Annotated in this window: 18 protein-coding genes; 11 read left to right on the forward strand and 7 right to left on the reverse strand. The window is 44.7% G+C overall.

The window, feature by feature from the left end:
• Window positions 1-68: 68 nt before the first annotated feature.
• The 4 genes from AMS66_RS20125 (at window position 69) to AMS66_RS20140 (ending at window position 3,546) form a co-directional block, all read left to right on the forward strand.
• Window positions 69-1,388: an ATP-binding protein gene (locus AMS66_RS20125; protein ID WP_236703540.1), complete on the forward strand. Its 1,320-nt coding sequence runs from the start codon at window positions 69-71 to the stop codon at window positions 1,386-1,388.
• An 80-nt stretch (window positions 1,389-1,468) separates the two neighbouring features.
• Window positions 1,469-1,837, forward strand: a complete 369-nt coding sequence (locus tag AMS66_RS20130) for a DUF4180 domain-containing protein (RefSeq protein WP_053782489.1) — start codon at window positions 1,469-1,471, stop codon at window positions 1,835-1,837.
• A 50-nt stretch (window positions 1,838-1,887) separates the two neighbouring features.
• Window positions 1,888-2,370, forward strand: coding sequence for an SRPBCC family protein (locus tag AMS66_RS20135; protein WP_053782490.1), 483 nt, complete (start codon window positions 1,888-1,890; stop codon window positions 2,368-2,370).
• 30 nt (window positions 2,371-2,400) lie between these two features.
• Window positions 2,401-3,546: an SGNH/GDSL hydrolase family protein gene (locus tag AMS66_RS20140; protein ID WP_407944561.1), complete on the forward strand. Its 1,146-nt coding sequence runs from the start codon at window positions 2,401-2,403 to the stop codon at window positions 3,544-3,546.
• A gap of 98 nt (window positions 3,547-3,644) precedes the next feature.
• On the opposite strand, the gene AMS66_RS20145 is transcribed toward AMS66_RS20140, so the two are convergent.
• A complete protein-coding gene (locus tag AMS66_RS20145) occupies window positions 3,645-4,178 on the reverse strand; it encodes a dihydrofolate reductase family protein (protein ID WP_407944562.1) in 534 nt (177 codons plus the stop codon).
• A 74-nt stretch (window positions 4,179-4,252) separates the two neighbouring features.
• Between AMS66_RS20145 and AMS66_RS20150 the strand changes: the two genes are divergently transcribed.
• From AMS66_RS20150 to AMS66_RS20170, 5 genes are all read left to right on the forward strand, one after another.
• On the forward strand, window positions 4,253-5,161 hold the full coding sequence (locus tag AMS66_RS20150) for a helix-turn-helix transcriptional regulator (RefSeq protein WP_053782492.1): 909 nt from the start codon (window positions 4,253-4,255) through the stop codon (window positions 5,159-5,161).
• A gap of 263 nt (window positions 5,162-5,424) precedes the next feature.
• Window positions 5,425-5,691, forward strand: coding sequence for a CD3324 family protein (locus AMS66_RS20155; protein ID WP_053782493.1), 267 nt, complete (start codon window positions 5,425-5,427; stop codon window positions 5,689-5,691).
• Between the two features lie 178 nt (window positions 5,692-5,869).
• Window positions 5,870-6,154, forward strand: coding sequence for a hypothetical protein (locus tag AMS66_RS20160; RefSeq protein ID WP_201782206.1), 285 nt, complete (start codon window positions 5,870-5,872; stop codon window positions 6,152-6,154).
• A gap of 241 nt (window positions 6,155-6,395) precedes the next feature.
• The gene (locus tag AMS66_RS34570; RefSeq protein WP_330219336.1) at window positions 6,396-6,728 is read left to right on the forward strand and encodes a class I SAM-dependent methyltransferase; all 333 of its coding nucleotides are present in this window, start codon (window positions 6,396-6,398) and stop codon (window positions 6,726-6,728) included.
• 253 nt (window positions 6,729-6,981) lie between these two features.
• Window positions 6,982-7,563, forward strand: coding sequence for a hypothetical protein (locus AMS66_RS20170; RefSeq protein ID WP_053782495.1), 582 nt, complete (start codon window positions 6,982-6,984; stop codon window positions 7,561-7,563).
• Here AMS66_RS20170 and AMS66_RS20175 read toward each other — a convergent pair.
• Complete coding sequence (locus tag AMS66_RS20175; RefSeq protein ID WP_053782496.1) at window positions 7,555-7,911, reverse strand: winged helix-turn-helix transcriptional regulator; 357 nt, start codon at window positions 7,909-7,911, stop codon at window positions 7,555-7,557. The genes AMS66_RS20170 and AMS66_RS20175 overlap by 9 nt on opposite strands.
• A gap of 219 nt (window positions 7,912-8,130) precedes the next feature.
• On the opposite strand from AMS66_RS20175, the gene AMS66_RS20180 reads away from it, so the two are divergent.
• Window positions 8,131-8,682 carry a flavin reductase family protein gene (locus tag AMS66_RS20180; RefSeq protein ID WP_236703568.1) on the forward strand — a complete coding sequence of 184 codons (552 nt, stop codon included), beginning with the start codon at window positions 8,131-8,133 and terminating at the stop codon, window positions 8,680-8,682.
• Between the two features lie 124 nt (window positions 8,683-8,806).
• Here the strand turns inward: AMS66_RS20180 and AMS66_RS20185 are convergent, their stop codons facing one another.
• Both AMS66_RS20185 and AMS66_RS20190 read right to left on the reverse strand, forming a co-directional pair.
• Window positions 8,807-10,624 (reverse strand): AbfB domain-containing protein, encoded by a 1,818-nt coding sequence (locus tag AMS66_RS20185; RefSeq protein ID WP_236703569.1) that lies wholly within the window; start codon window positions 10,622-10,624, stop codon window positions 8,807-8,809.
• A gap of 378 nt (window positions 10,625-11,002) precedes the next feature.
• The gene (locus AMS66_RS20190) at window positions 11,003-11,281 is read right to left on the reverse strand and encodes a hypothetical protein (RefSeq protein WP_053782498.1); all 279 of its coding nucleotides are present in this window, start codon (window positions 11,279-11,281) and stop codon (window positions 11,003-11,005) included.
• Between the two features lie 607 nt (window positions 11,282-11,888).
• Between AMS66_RS20190 and AMS66_RS20195 the strand changes: the two genes are divergently transcribed.
• The gene (locus AMS66_RS20195; RefSeq protein WP_053782499.1) at window positions 11,889-12,572 is read left to right on the forward strand and encodes a hypothetical protein; all 684 of its coding nucleotides are present in this window, start codon (window positions 11,889-11,891) and stop codon (window positions 12,570-12,572) included.
• Window positions 12,573-12,693: 121 nt separating this feature from the next.
• Here the strand turns inward: AMS66_RS20195 and AMS66_RS20200 are convergent, their stop codons facing one another.
• The 3 genes from AMS66_RS20200 to AMS66_RS20210 form a co-directional block, all read right to left on the reverse strand.
• Window positions 12,694-14,139, reverse strand: a complete 1,446-nt coding sequence (locus AMS66_RS20200) for a DEAD/DEAH box helicase (protein WP_053782500.1) — start codon at window positions 14,137-14,139, stop codon at window positions 12,694-12,696.
• Window positions 14,140-14,332: 193 nt separating this feature from the next.
• Window positions 14,333-15,286: an SDR family NAD(P)-dependent oxidoreductase gene (locus tag AMS66_RS20205; RefSeq protein WP_053782501.1), complete on the reverse strand. Its 954-nt coding sequence runs from the start codon at window positions 15,284-15,286 to the stop codon at window positions 14,333-14,335.
• A 98-nt stretch (window positions 15,287-15,384) separates the two neighbouring features.
• Entirely contained in the window at window positions 15,385-15,996 is a 612-nt protein-coding gene (locus tag AMS66_RS20210) for a TetR/AcrR family transcriptional regulator (RefSeq protein WP_024629643.1), read from the reverse strand.
• Window positions 15,997-16,002: the final 6 nt, after the last annotated feature.

Here is a 16,002-nt window from a genome sequence, read left to right on the forward strand (position 1 = left end):
GTTAGTATGTTTAACGTCAGAAGCGCGGATGAATGAGAGGCGCTAAACGGGGTTATGATGGGTGGAATATGATGCGCAGTTGGGTTCGAAATGAAAATGTGCAAATGACCGCAGTTGCTTTTGCTACAGCTGTAGGGGCGATTTTTAAAATAAATCCTTTTCGAGAAGATTACTTCCGGATTGGTCTGGGTGTAAGTATACTTTTATTTTTGCTGATGATTATGCCGCATCTGTCTTATGTGAAGACGGGAATATTGGCGGGGATTGTGAACTTCATTTTTCAATCGGCTGATTTACTGAATCATGTGAATTCGATCTCAATCATCGAAAGCATGCAGGATAATCTGGGCGCGGGAATGTATTATGTCGTGTTTACCTATGGCCTCAGTAAGTTCAAGAACCGATTCCATGAGATACCGCCTCTGCTGCTGGGTGGATTGATTACGTGTATTGATTTTTCATCTAATCTCGTGGAGCTTTTCATTCGCGGTGTGTTGAGTGGGACGAATATCTTTTATATGAAAGAATGGCTTTATCTGCTGGTGCTCGGTGGTTTGCGAAGCTACTTTATCATCGGGCTGTATAACAGCTTTGCGGTGAGGCAGATGCGATTGCTGCATGCTGAGCAGGAAAAACGGATGGAGCAGATGCTGAGTGTTAACTCAGGTCTTTATGGGGAAGTCTTTTATCTGAAAAAAGCCATGAATACGATTGAGGGGATTACCGTAGACAGCTACGACCTATATCGCGATCTCAGAGAGCAGGATTTGAACCAGTATAGCCAGCGGACACTCGGCATCGCTCAACAGATTCATGAGGTCAAGAAGGACTCCCAACGTATCCTTGCAGGTCTGTTGAAGTTGTACGATAGCGAAAAATCAGTGAATATGAGTCTTTCCGAAGTACTGAACTTTGCGACCAAAGGAAATCGGAAATATAGTGAAATGCTGAACAAAAAGATTGAGATTCACATCGAGCAGCAATATGATTGTAACTCCCCTTACTACATTCCTCTCTTAACCGTGATGAACAATCTGATCGCCAATGCCGTGGAAGCCATTGAGAACGAAGGAACGATTCAGATTCGCGTTTTGGAAGAGGGAGCAGACGTACAATTTGTGGTCATCGATTCTGGAAAAGGTGTACCTGAGGGCAAGCGGGATGTGATCTTCGAACCCGGTTATACGACCAAATTCAATGAATTGGGCATTGCAGCAACCGGAATTGGACTGTCCCATGTACGTGATATCGTTCGGTCTCTTGAAGGTCGAATCAGCGTGGAATCTGCGCCACAAGGCAATAGGGGTTCCGCATTTGTTGTATCGATTCCGAAAGGGAATCTTGTCAATGAGGACGGCGCGGACCAGATTGTTCAAATGAATAAATAAACACGCTCAAAAAGTCGTTGCTTTTCACCATGGAACTGGGAGATATTATAAAGAAAAGCTGTCTGGAAGGGGAATTTGAAATGAATATAACCATTGATCAACAGGGCAGCTCCAAGGTTGCTATTATCGAAAGCAATGACATCGTTATTAACAATGTTCAAGATGCACTGGATTTGATGGCTTCTGTGAATTACACGGATGACGCTCAAAAAATTCTGATTAATAAAGCCAACCTCAACGAAGATTTCTTCGAACTGAAGACCAGACTTGCAGGTGATATTTTGCAGAAATACGTGAATTACCAGGTGAAACTTGCCATAGTCGGAGATTTTGACGGATACAACAGCAAAAGTCTCAGAGACTTCATCTATGAGTGCAACCATGGCAAGCATGTTTTCTTTTTGAAAAACAAAGATGAAGCGCTTCAGGCCTTGCATAACATCGGTTAACCCCGTAACCACATCCTGTAGTCCATCTATCGTAATGGAGGAGGTACACTATGATCGCTGATCTGAAGCAAACGCCAACTGGAAACATGGCTCGTTTCGAACGTCATTGGAAGTACTCTGTGGAAGAGGTATGGTCCTATTTAACGGAAAATGAAAAGCTGGCAAAATGGTTCACCGAATTGCAGGTGGAAGAACTGCGGGAAGGTGGGAGCATCAAGTTTAATATGCCGGATGGTACATTCCTAGTTCTTCAAATTCTGGACTTTGTGCCTTATTCCGTTCTCGAATACACTTGGGCAGAAGACCGGGTTCGGTTTGAGCTATATCCAGAGTCGGATGGGTGTCGCCTGCTGCTGATCGAAACCATTCATGCTATCACAAGCCATACACCTAAGGATCTCGCAGGGTGGCATGTCTGTCTGAATGTCATTGAGGCATTACTCGATGGCCGTACTTTGGAATCGCGTGAATCAGAATGGAAAATCTGGTACGAGAAATACCAGAAGCATGTGGACCGTTTTCTTAAAATATAGTCATATGAGGCTGCCCCCTGGGCAATAATCATGCGGGAGGAATACATCGTGAAGTCTAATGAGAAATTACGGACGTACTCGTTATCTGATGTCAGCAATCTCAAAATCCATGGCAGGACGACAGGACAACTTGTGCCCTTAACCTTATTTTGGACCGGAAGTGCGGTTGAACTTAATGTGAAAGGTTCTGAATTGTGGGTCGAGATTGAGTCCGATTATGATCTGTATGAGCCCTGGATCAGCATTCTGATTAATGGTGTCCCGGTGAGCAGACAGATGTTAACGGCGGAAAGGTATTGGATCTGCGTATTCCGAGGCATGAACGAGAATGTGGTGAAAAACGTACGTATCGTCAAAGATGTGCAGGCTATGAATGGAGATCCGGGGTGTTCCTTGCAAATTCATGCATTGAAATCGGACGGTAGCTTTGTGCCTGTAGAGGAAAAACCGTACAAGATTGAATTTATCGGTGACAGTATTACATCTGGAGAAGGTGCGATCGGGGCCAAAGCAGAAGAAGATTGGATTCCGATGTGGTTCAGTGCCATACATAATTATACGGCCATGACAGCAGAAGCGCTGAATGCAGAATACCGCGTCATCTCGCAGAGCGGCTGGGGTGTGCTGACGAGTTGGGATAACAATCCGAAGGCGAACATTCCTGATTATTACGAGCAAGTCTGTGGATTGGTGACCGGAGATAAGAACGCAGCACTTGGCGCAGGGGACCAGCATGATTTTAATTCCTGGCAGCCCGATGTAGTGGTCGTTAATCTGGGGAGCAATGATGGGGGCGCCTTTCAGACCCCTGAATGGAAAGATCCCGTTACCGGAAAGTTGTACAAGCAACGCCTGAACGAAGATGGCACTTACCATGAAGAGGATCTGGCTGTCTTCGAGAAAGCCGTGACCCGATTCCTGACTCAACTTCGAAAGAACAATCCAGAGGCGCAGCTCGTATGGGCATACGGCATGCTTGGATTCCCGATGATGCCCGCGATCTATCGTGCTGTTGATGCGTATACGAAACAGTCTGGCGATACGAAGGTCTCGGTTATACAGCTTCCCAATACGACGGAGGAGACGGTAGGCGCCAGAAGTCATCCGGGTGAGTTGTCTCATAGAAGGACTGCTGATGCTTTAGCGGGATATCTGAAGGGAATTCTGAAATTTTAATTTACATTTTAAATCGGCAGAGCCAGACCTCTCTTGAACAAAAGGACCGGCTCTGTTTTTTTGCGTCTTGTATATCTAAGGAGATGATTAAACTACTGTTATTTTCCTTGTACCTGATACCGGATTGAAACGATTTGCCCCAGCGTCTGCGTATGAATCATTCTGAAATGGGTTGGTACCGTTCCTGTTGGAAATAGGGGAATGCCGTCGCCAAGGATTTTTGGAATAATGGCAATCTCAACCTCATCGAGCAGTTGTTGTTCCAGAACGGCTTGGACAAGCTGGCCTCCGCCTACAATCCAGATATCACCGCTGAATTCTTGCTTCAATCGGGAAATCAGGTTTTCCACTGCTTCGTCCGTAAATTGTACATGTGGCGCAGGGGCTTGGTTGGAACGGGAAAGTACATACGTCGGGCGGTCCGCATAGGGGAATTCATCCGACAGCTTGAGCACCTCTTCATACGTAAGTCGACCCATCACTACCGATCCAATCGTTGAATAAAACTCGCTATACCCGTTATCGCCACCATCGCCTTCCACATCAAACAGCCAATCCACAGAACCATCTGGTCTTGCAATGTACCCATCCAGACTCATCGCAATGTATAGCACGACTCTATTGTTAGACATATCAATCGCTCCCTTCTGAATTGTATGATACACTCCAACTATGACAGAAGTTGACGTAGTTAGGTGGGGTGAATATGAATAATCGAAAACTCGCATTGATGCGACTTATGGATTCGAGAAAGAAGTTTACGGCCCGAGAATTGGCGGAGCGATTTCAGGTGTCCATCCGCACGATCCAGCGAGATCTGAATGATCTGCAGGAGCTGGGCTTTCCTTTGTATACGGAGGTTGGAGTGAACGGGGGTTACCGAGTGCTTCCTAATCGGATTTTGCCACCTCTTCAGCTTACTCAGCATGAGGCGTTGGGTCTGTTTATGATGATTGAATACTTGGAGAACGTCCCAGATTTTCCGTATGGATCGATTCGTGGGCATCTGGCCGAGGAATATTATTCAACTTTACCTCAGGATGTACAGGATCTGATTACACGTATGAGGCAGCACATTACGTTTCTTCAACATCATGCTGTACAGGCCGGGGCAGTAACAACAGAGATATTAGGCGCAGCAGTCGATAAAAGAGAGATTGAATTTATATATCATTCCCGGCAGGGACATAAAAAAGTACAGGTTGTTCCCATCGGCATCTATTATGATCACGGGTATTGGTATATGCCGGCCCAGAGAAAGGATCGGGTGCTGTTGTATCGGGTGGATCGCATGCAGGAGCTGGTTATGCGGGATTCCATCGATGAGTCGGTTCCTAGTTTGCAAGAATGGCTGAATTTAAAAGAAAACAGAGAAAGCGCAGAAGTCGTGCTGCAATTCACGGATTTTGGGGCGAGACTGGCAGGATCAGATGTACTGTTCAAGTCGGTTGAAGATAATGAATGGCGAGGACTGGTTCCACCTGAGGAGTTTCCTTTTACAGCGCGGAAGCTGCTCTCCTACGGACCAGAAGTAAAGGTGATTGAGCCGCTGGAGCTGCAACAACAAGTGAGAGAGATGTTGGAACGGAGTTTGGACCAGTACAATACGTTGTAAAAGGATATCGTGTTCTCATATTGAAATTATAAGAGTACCATGAAAGTACCTGATAAATGATTCTCTGAATGGGGGGCTACCATGATTCAATTCATAAGAAGTTTCGCGATCCGCTCTATGCAGAGTCCATGCGATGAACAACGGCGGTTGTTTGCATAGAGCTTGAAATTCATTTCCGCCACAACTGTATAGTGCGTATAAGAAGTGTTCATCGGTTGACTCTGCTGCCTTAAAGATCTTAACTTTTAAGGAGCGGAGCAAATATGAAATATATCAACGCAGACACCATCTTCCCGGAAGAGTTGTTGAAGGAAATTCAGCGCCATATCCCTGGTGGATTGGTGTATATCCCGAAACCCAAGGAAGCCCATCAAAAGTGGGGCGAGGGTTCGGGCAGCCGGATGATGTTGAAGCAAAGGAACGATGTGATCCGCCAGCTATTTGCTGCGGGTACGTCCATTGACCAACTTATAGAGCAATTTTGTTTGTCCATCGACAGTATCAAGAAAATTGTATATTCCAAAAAGTGATTTAAAGGTTAGAGCTGCATTCGAGAAATCGAATGTGGCTTTTTGTGTAGGATTTGGTTTAAATGGTTTGTTGCCTATATTGTGCAGAAGAAGAGCAATACAATGAGATTATAGGACTGTTTCTAACGACACATTACGTCAGCCGTGGGGTGATGGCGTGCCAGCGGGTTTTGTATTTGTGGCTACTGCGCCTCATTGTTCGGCAGATACGGATTTCTTTATAAACGAATTCTTTCTGATGCAGCCATTTAGAGGTGAGGGGATTGCTGAGTATGCTGCAAAAGAGGTATTGCGGAGATATCGGGGACGATGGGAGTTGTTCACGAATCCTTCGGAGAAAAATAAGGTGGGTCAACATTTTTGGCGAAAGACCGTATCGAACTATACCCAGGGAAACTATGTGGAGCTGCAGGACCAAACCCATAATGGCGAAATGTTAATCTTTAGATTTTCAAATCGTTAATCTTGCATAATATAGTTTGATTATATTAAGGGGCCCGAGGAGTAATCCGATAGGCTTCTTTTTTGTGCTCCACAGTTCTATGCGTTTATCCCGTAACATTCGCAAGCTTTATCCACTCGGAATATGATGTAGCATGCTCTCAAATTCTCATCATTCTTCTCCTATTCTCATCGATTTGATAGTTTCTTCGGACTTGGGTTCTACACTGATCTTAGGAAATTGAACGTAGGGGGCGAACGAGATGGAGTGGTTATCCTTTTTGAAGCAATACATCCAGGGGCCCCGATGGATTGGCGCGATTGCTCCCAGCTCAAAATATCTAGCAGCTAAAATGGTGAAAGACATCGCATTTGACCGTGCATCATGCATTGTGGAGTATGGGCCGGGCACGGGGATGTTTACGGAAAAGTTGCTTGCAAACATACAGCAGGGGACTATCCTGATTTTGATTGAAAACAACGCACGTTTCTGCCATTTGCTGCGTAAAAAATACGGTCATCTTCCGAATATACACATCATTCATGATTCTGCCGTGCATGTGGATCAGCACATACGACAATATGGGACTGGATAAGGTTGATTACATTGTATCCGGACTGCCTTTTGCGAGTCTGCCTGCTGAGGTATCACTGGACATTTTAGCTAAATCAAGGCAATATTTGAAACAAGATGGTAAATTCATTACTTTTCAATACACGTTACTCAAACGAGGTTTGCTCAAGCGATTTTTCGAAAACATAAGCATAACAAGGGTGTACCGTAACCTGCCGCCTGCTTATGTATTCAGCTGTAGTCAATAACAAGAACGCACAGGATGGAGGATGATTTTGCGTAAATTAAATTATATCATCGGAACAGTTACTCTGATGTCTGTCGTAATGATGGGGTGTAACGAGTCCCCAAAACCCGAAAGTATTCAAGAGCCAGCTCCATCTTCAACGAGTCAGTTGAGTATATTGACGAACCAAAAGGCATCTGCCCAGGAAGAACAGCAGGCTCTTGAAATGACCTTGGAATATAAAAAGGCGGAGTTTGCAGTCGATAATACGGAGAGTGAAGAATTATTAACCGTAGAGAAGATGCTAGCCAAAAAAGAGATCTTGAAGCCTTTCCTGACTGAACGGAACTTTGAAAGAAATAGCGTGGGTTTGCCATTTCAGGTGGCAGACAAAGAAGATGCGTCACTTCATACGGAAGATATACAAGCGAAGATGAAAGAAAGTAAAAATGATTGGATGCTCGTGGAGTACACCCTGAATTTGGTATTTACGAATTATGATGGAGAAGAAACGAAGACCATTCCGTTAGAAGGGGAGATTACCTTTTTACAAGAACATGGGGAATGGCGCATTCAGGACGACACATACAATATGAAGGCATTTTTGGAGATCATCAATAAGTCATTGTAATTCATTTAGAGTCAGTGAGTCCGGTACGTTGTGTACTCCCCATTTGCATATTTCCTCGAGAATCGGCATCAGGCTCTGCCCCCTGAGTGTTAAGGAATACTCCACCTTTGGTGGTGTCTGGTCATACTCCACTCTTTTCACAATATCGTCGCTCTCCAGATCATTCAGTTGGGAGGTTAACACCTTATACGTAATTCCAGGGACACGTCTCTTGAGTTCTCCGTAACGTGTAACCCCATGAAAGGCAAGCTGATACATGATCTTCATCTTCCACTTTCCGCCAATGATGGACAAGGTGTAGTCAAATGGAGTCAGTGCTTCCTCCTTGGTTGTACTTGGTTTATCCATCGTAGATACGCTCCTTCGAGTAGGTACGCACTTTGAAGTGCGTACTTTTTTTGTACTGAACATGTGTATATTCTTAAATCAACTATATTTGTCCCATTGGAGTTTGTAAACCGAAGGAGCCGCGAATGGGAATGGAAGAAAGGACGAGAAAGATTGCCAAAACATGATGCTAATGAGTTTGTAACAGCAACTCTCTCTGTAGAGGAAATGTATAAATTGATGATCGGGTCCGTGGTGCCAAGGCCTATTGCGTGGGTTTCCACGAGGAGTAAGGATGGGGTTCTTAATCTGGCGCCTTTTAGTTTTTTTACCGTGGCTTCGCGCAACCCACCCACACTGCTCATTTCCATTGGACCAGGCGTAGGCGATAGGGAGGGTACCGTCAAAGATACACTGGTTAATATTCGGGAGACAGGTGAGTATGTCATTAATATGGTCTCATCATCGTTGGTAGAGTCGATGCAGCAATCGTCAGCTGATGTGTCATCGGGGGAAAATGAATTCGAACTGGTAGGTGTTACGCCTAATCCGGGCAAACGTGTGAATGTGCCTTCCGTGCTTGAGGCTCCGATTGCCTTTGAACTTACACTGGATCGGATTATTGAGGTGGGTACAGATCATCTGGTTCTTGGAACAATAGAGCAGGCTCAGGTTGATCATGAGGCTTATGCGGGTGATTATAAAATAGCAATAGAAAACTGGCGGCCGGTAGCCAGTCTGGCCGGAGATTATGCCTTAATCAAACCTGCATTCTCAATCAATATCAAATAGGGTTATCCCATTCCGAATTAGGAATTTGGTAAAGCTGAAAGAGGCCACGTCTCCAGTTAAGATTCCTGAAGAAGCAGCCTCTCTCCCAAGATGTGGATGCTCATTCTCATCTCCAATTTCTAAACTAAAAATCAGCTCGCCCAAACGTGGCATCACTCTTCACCGTTGCACTACTGGAGGCATTGATGGCATCCAGCTGCAATACATAGTCGTAATGCCGGATGTAGTATCCGGGCTGGCTGTACGACTGGAGGGATACTTTGGAGCTGTCAGCCCAGCCGGCGCTGCTCAGGAAAGTGGCATCTCCTTTGTAGGTGGCGGTATCCGTATACGCTTCAAGTACGATTTTGTTGCTGGCATTGCGCTTCAGGAAGTAGCCAGGGAAGTTGATGGACTCCAGGGAGATGCCTGTAGAGCTTGCCAAGCCGGGTACAACGCGGAACTGGGAATCTAGTACAGGTGAGACGTTGGCGTCGATCCGTGCAGTGAAGTTGGAATGACGGATGTACCGATCCGGATAATTGAAGGAGCTGAAACGGCTGTAATTCGTCGCATCAGGTGTTGCTGGGCCTAGCATTTTGACCTCGTGAAGGGTTGGGGTGTACCAGTTACCCGGATTGTTCCACAGGACAGCGTTGACCATATTGATACGTACATACCGGGCGGTAAAATGAACAGCGTCGGTCGTAAACCCATAGGTGGTATTGCTGGTTCGATCCAGCGAAGAGTAGTTGACGCCATCGTTGCTGATCTCAATTTTGTACTTATAATAGCCTTCCGATCCTTTATACATAAACCAGGAGATATCGATCTCCGTGATGGTCTTCGGTGCACCGAAATCGACCTGCCACCAGGCTGGCCAAGTATTGGACGACGCTGCCCAAGAAGTCTGATAGTTGCCGTCATTGACATTGGATGCAGATGAGCCGGAGGCTGTGGAGATGGCGGTAGCCGTTTTGCCTTGGGCGTGATTCACAAGAGAGGGTGGTGTCATCGTACCCGTTGCAGCATCGATATTCCACTCTTTGTACCACTCCAGTGAGGCGGTGCCGTTTGAATCATTCAGGGTCAGTGGCAGCCAGATGTGCTTATGCTCGCCAAAATTGAGCGGATTCCAGCGGTCGCCCATATAAATATAGGATGTGGTGTTGTTGCCTGTAATGGTGGCAATATCATGGATCTGGGAGCCGAAGGCCGATGGATTGCCATAAGGTGTAAGAGCGGACCACGTGCCTGTCATGGACGATGCGGTTGCATACGCGCCCTGATTCGGATACCAGCCAGCAGCTTGGGAGGTGAAGAGGTAGTAGCGATTGCCTTTTTTCACAACGGCAGGAGCTTCACGGTAGGCATTCTCGAATTGCCAACCCACAAAGGATTCCACCCCGGTATAACTGGCGTTCATTTTGAAAATAGCCATCGTATCATTGGCCCCGCCATTCTTGCGGGATGCTGTGACCAGATAGCCTGTACCGTCTGTATCTACAAAAACAGTCATGTCGCGTGACTCATAATTCAGAGGCCGAAAACTTCCCTCATACGTGAATTTGCCGTTTGGAGTGCTGCTCGTCGCTACCGCGACCCGCCCTAGATTGTAATCTGTGCCGTTCTCGTAATGCGCCCATAACACGTACTGCTTCGTGGAGGCGTTGTAGATGACTTTAGGGCGTTCGATTTTGCTGGAAGCCAGCTCGGTTGCCGAATCCTTGGTCAGGATGGCATTGCTGAACGTCCAATTCTTCAGATCGGTTGAAGTATAGACGTTGACGCTGTCAAACTTGCCGCCTACCGCATGCTCGCCGTACCAATAATACGTGCTGCCGACTTTCAGAATGTTTCCGCTATTGGCCTGAATGGGGTTGCCTGCGGTATCCAGCCAATCGGAACCGTTGGTGATGGTCACGCTTGCCGCGCTTGTCCGTTCGGGGTGAAGGCCAAACATGGTTAGCGTGAGCGCGAAGACCAGAAACCAGACTGCTTTCCTGTTACCCATTACACACACCTCCCGAAAGATATCAAATTAAATATAGCGCTTTCATTTATATTTTAGTTCAGCTAGACTCTTTTTCAAGTGAACAATCCATCCATTTCTGAACAAACCGGCATTTCATCGGGGCTGAGCGGTGAGAGCGGGGAAATTGTTCTTACATATCATGTACGATGGTGTAGAGAGGATCATAGCTTTGCTAAGCAAGATATGTTAACTCAGCTTACTCAAGGATAACGGGAAACGAGGCTGATGGCTCAGTAAAATAAATTAATGTAGAGAAATTCAAAAAGCTGCTTGGAATAACCAAACAGCTTTTTAATAAATATCCCATTATTTAATATTTAATCTCTTTTTCTTTATCCCTTGATAAATAAATGCCAACGCCATAAAGAAGAATAAAATATTGAAAGAACTTATAACCTGATTAGATAATAAAGTTTTAGTAACAGAAAAAGCTTGGATTACCAATATAATAGAAGCGTATAGAAAATACATATTGGTTTTATCCTTGAAAAATTTCATGCCAATATATTTTATGATAAGTGTTGCTGCAATGGCGTAAATGGAAATGATACCTACAATAATTAGAGCTAAAAATGAAATATTCAAAATAATCACTCCTATACAGTAATGTGGTCCTTAATTAGACTTCTGTCCTGCCCGAGTTTTTTCATTCACGTTCCACCTTCATCAACTTTTGAGATCGTTAGAACTATACTGGTTTTGCCCAACTCGATTTCGGGAACTCCATCGTACAAGCAATATGAACCTTCTTGGCAAAGATCTACACCCATTTTTCCTTCTAAAGCACATTACTTTAAGTTCGATGGATCCATTACAGCAATGTTTTTTTACATAATATCACATTTGTTACTTTTTATAAAGTGTTTGTGCTCAATAAATATTCAAGATGCATTTACTTTTAAGGAGTCATGGTGATTTTTTGATCGATTTTCTGATGAGCTGATTCTAAAATTCTCATTATAAAAGCGCTTTTACATATTTATAGGCCTGAGCAGCTAGCAGCAAGTCCCCTGGCTTTAAAATCCCCTTCGCAAAGGCATCCATTAGCTACAACGCAACTCTATCATTATTGAAAATAGTGGTATTATTCACTTTAATTAATATCAATATACAAAATTTTCAAAGGAATATATTGACAATAATGAGAGTTGGATTTATGATAATGATATTACATATTAGGAGGTTCCAAACATTGAAGAAAAAAATCGTCGCTCTATCATTAGCTACTGTATTGGCAGCTGTACCTGTATCAAGTGCTTTTGCATCAACATCTGAGAATCCTCTTCTAGTAAATCAACAGACATCTATCACATCTATCAGCTTAACAGCAGAACAACAGGATCAGTTAACTGAAAATCTTAACGCTCTTTCAATTATTGATAAATATGTAACATTGAATGATGATAATTTTTATGAACTAGATGAAGAAGCGTTGAATTATGTGGGTCAAGAAGTATTCGATTCTTATTCACGTGGTATGGCACTTACTAATGAAGCATTGGCTAATAACTTAGTGAAAATTGAAAATGGACAACTTGTTAGTAACATGCCAGCGGTTGTAAAATCCCTTAAGAATGATCAAGGGACTATACAACCTTTTGCTAGCGCTGAATCATACTGGTGGGGAATTAATTTCAAATTATCAAATCAAGAGTCTAAAACTTTAGCATACAACATTAAAACTCAAGCTAACTGGGCAACTGCTATATTTGGTTTAACAGGTATTTTAAATCCACCTGCATTACTAATAGCTGTTATTACTCAATTTGGTGCTACAGCATTTGTAAATGAGTTAGAATATAACACAAACTCTCTCGGAGTAAATGTTGATGTTTCCTATGTGGGAACAGTTAGTATGTATCCTCGTGCTACTTAGAACATCTAGTCATATGGGATCATATAGAGACAAGCATTGAAATGACAGAAAAAAAGGGATGGCAGACTTAAGAAGTCGCTGTCCCTTTTTGCACACCTGTTAGTCTACCCTGCTTACCAATCTATTTGTGACCTTTGCGAACCTTGAGCTGCATGCGTTTTACCGTTGTAGTTTGCATAATCTCAAGCACGAGTGGTCCTTTGCCGTTCAGAATTTCCACATCGGTTACATTATCCAGAATGGTAATAATCCCGATGTCGTCTGCAGTGACGCCTTCAATCTTGGCGATGGTACCCACGAAGTCTACCGCACGGAGTTTCTTTTTCTTGCCTCCGTTGAAGTTCAGCTTCATGATCTGCTGATTCAACTGTTCACGCTTGTCCTTTTTGCGTTCAGGAACGATCTTCAAACGCTTCTCGAACTCTTCCCGACGACGGTCAACAGCTTCCTCGGAAGGAGCTTTAACGACAGGAATTGCAAATCCAATATACGATTCGATCTCCGCTAGACGTCTGCCATCCTTCGGGGTAACCAGGGTAAAGGCTTTACCTGTCTTGCCAGCGCGACCCGTACGGCCTGTACGGTGCACGTATCCTTCTTTTTCCAAAGGAATATCGTAGTTGATGACATGGGTAATATTCGTGATATCAATTCCCCGAGCGGCTACATCAGTCGCAATCAGATAACGGAATTGTCCTCTTCTGAATGCATTCATCACTTCGATGCGCTCATCTTGCTCCATGCCTCCGTGGATGCGATCCGCTGGATAATCGAGGTCAGCCATGACCCGGAATAATTTATCCACGTTCTCCTGCGTACGGCAGAATACGATACAACTGTCCGGATTCTCAACAATGAACAAGTCTTGAAGCAGCGCCGTTTTGTTCACCTCTGGAACGTGAATTACAGCATGTTCAATGGTGGCTGTTGTAAGGCCACTTGCCTTGATCTCAATCTCCACCGGATTGTTCATGTATTTGCGTGACAGCTTGGCTACATCTTCAGGGAACGTAGCGGAAAATAACATCGTCACTCGCTCGCTAGGCAGTGCTTGAATGATAGATTGAACCGTCTCGATGAAGCCCATATTCAGCATCTCATCTGCTTCGTCAATGACAAGGTAGGAGATCCGATCCAGCGGCAGGGTGCCGCGCTCGATATGGTCCAGTACCCGACCAGGTGTGCCCACAGCGACATGCGTTCTTTGTTTTAACTCAGCTTTTTGAACATGAAAAGGGGACTGACCATATAGTGCGGTTGCTTTAATACGCTTAAAGCGACCGATATTGGTAATATCTTCGTTAACTTGCAAAGCCAGCTCGCGGGTTGGCGTAAGAATCAAAGCCTGGGGTTTATTTTCGTTCCAATCCACCAGTTCACAGAGCGGAATGCCGTAGGCGGCTGTTTTTCCGCTGCCTGTTTGGGATTTGACCACAAGATCTTTATTTTCAAGGGCTACTGGAATAACTTTGGTTTGAACCTCAGTTGGTGTTTCATAGCCCAGGCTATCCAGCGCTTTTACGATTTCTTCGCCAAGTCCATAATCTTTAAATTGTTGCTTACTCATCGTTAACCTCTTTTACGTTAGTTTTGAATACAGGAGCATATTGCATAATTCCTTAAAGCGAATTGTACACGGGAGCGTTTGTAATCGAATTATGCAATATGCTTACATACAAGCATTGCACCGTACATTTATCGTATACCTCTTCATTATACTCTATATACAGGTGGGTTAACGGAGTAAATCACAATGATGTTTAAATCGTATTGTGCAAACCAAGTCTTCCTGAACTCCAGTCCCATAATTCTATGGCACGCTCAGGGCTGTAGGATTCCTCGGAAGAAGGGATTTTCTGCGTTCCATCCCAGTACGTTCCCTTCAATTCGCTTACAGGTTGATGCAATACGAGACTTGCAAGGTCAGTTCCTGACTGCCTGGTGGTGCGTATGCCAGAATTAAAGAAACGCATTAAAGGCATTACATAATTCCACATGAACCGAAGGAGTGGTCGATACTCTCTGGTGAGAGCTGAACCTTTGCCAGGCATCATCCCAGGATTAAATGCAGCGACTGCAACAGATCTTCCAGATTGTTGGACTTGGCGGGCGAGTTCATAGGTGAAATACAAATTGCATAACTTCGATGTTGTATAACGTAGTTGTCCCCGGGCAGAAGGAGAGAGGTCTGAAAGTAATTGATCCGACTGGGCTGGATCAGACATGATATTGGGATGAGCATAGCGAGGAGCGGGCATACCGGTTTTGGCTCCGGGATCATGCGTGTCACTGGATACAACGATGATTCGCCCCTGTTCCTGAAGCGACTCAAGCAGCAAGCGGACGAGCAGGAAATGCCCCAGATGGTTCACTCCAAAGGTTGCCTCGACACCATCCGTAGTGGATTGTGTATTTTGCACAAATTGAGACCCGGCATTGCAAACGATGGCATAGAGGGGTGGAAGATCGGTTTGTATATATTGCGCTGCAAGTTTTCTTATGGATGTCGTTGAAGCCAAATCTAGCTCCATAGCCGAGATATTGGGGTTACCCGTAGATTGGATCAAAGTCTGCACCGCAGCGTTTCCTCTACTTAGGCTGCGAGAAGCAATAACGACATGCCACTTCTGAGATGAAGCGATCACTTTGGCACATTCGTATCCAAGACCGGTATTACCGCCTGTAATAATCACTGTTTTATTGGGTTTACTCATGGATTACACTCCCTTGAATGATTTTATATTAGATACGATACTGTATCGTATCGTTAATTGTCAATGAAAAGGTCCTGCTAATCTTAGCGGGACCTAAATCATTTGGGTTGTATTCCGTTTAAAATCATATCAATACCGCGTTTCAGTTCGTTATCCAGATCGGATGAAGTCGGTTTGAGCAAGAGTTGATACATAATAAAGCCGATTATAAAATCAGACACCAGATCCAGATCTGTATCTTGACGGAGTTTTTCTTTCGGGATATAACGTTCAAGCAAACTGGAGATTTCCTTGGTCTTCGGCAGTGAATGGTTTTCCCAATACGACTCTGAAATCTGTGAACTGCCAGATAGGGTAGAAATCAGCAAAGAGAGCATCTGCTTCCCAAGCGGATTGTTCATCTGATGGGCAAAACTTTGGGCCATTTCGTACAACACTTCATGTAGTTCGCCTTGTACAGCTGTGCTGAACTCTGGCTTGACACGTTCCAGTGCATCCACGACCAGCGCTTCCTTGCTGCTCCAACGCCGATAAATTGAGCTTTTGCCTACGCCTGCGAGCTGTGCGACAGACTCCATACTCAGTTTCTCCACACCTACTTCGCCAAGTAAGGTTAAGGTGGCATCCAGTATGCGTTTGTGAACTTCTGTACTCCTTGGTCGACCACGAGAAATGGGATTCTCCTGATCTGGGGGTTGCTTAGCGTCCATGCGAAT

Source organism: Paenibacillus xylanivorans (assembly GCF_001280595.1).
In the GTDB taxonomy this organism is placed as follows: Bacteria; Bacillota; Bacilli; order Paenibacillales; family Paenibacillaceae; genus Paenibacillus; species Paenibacillus xylanivorans.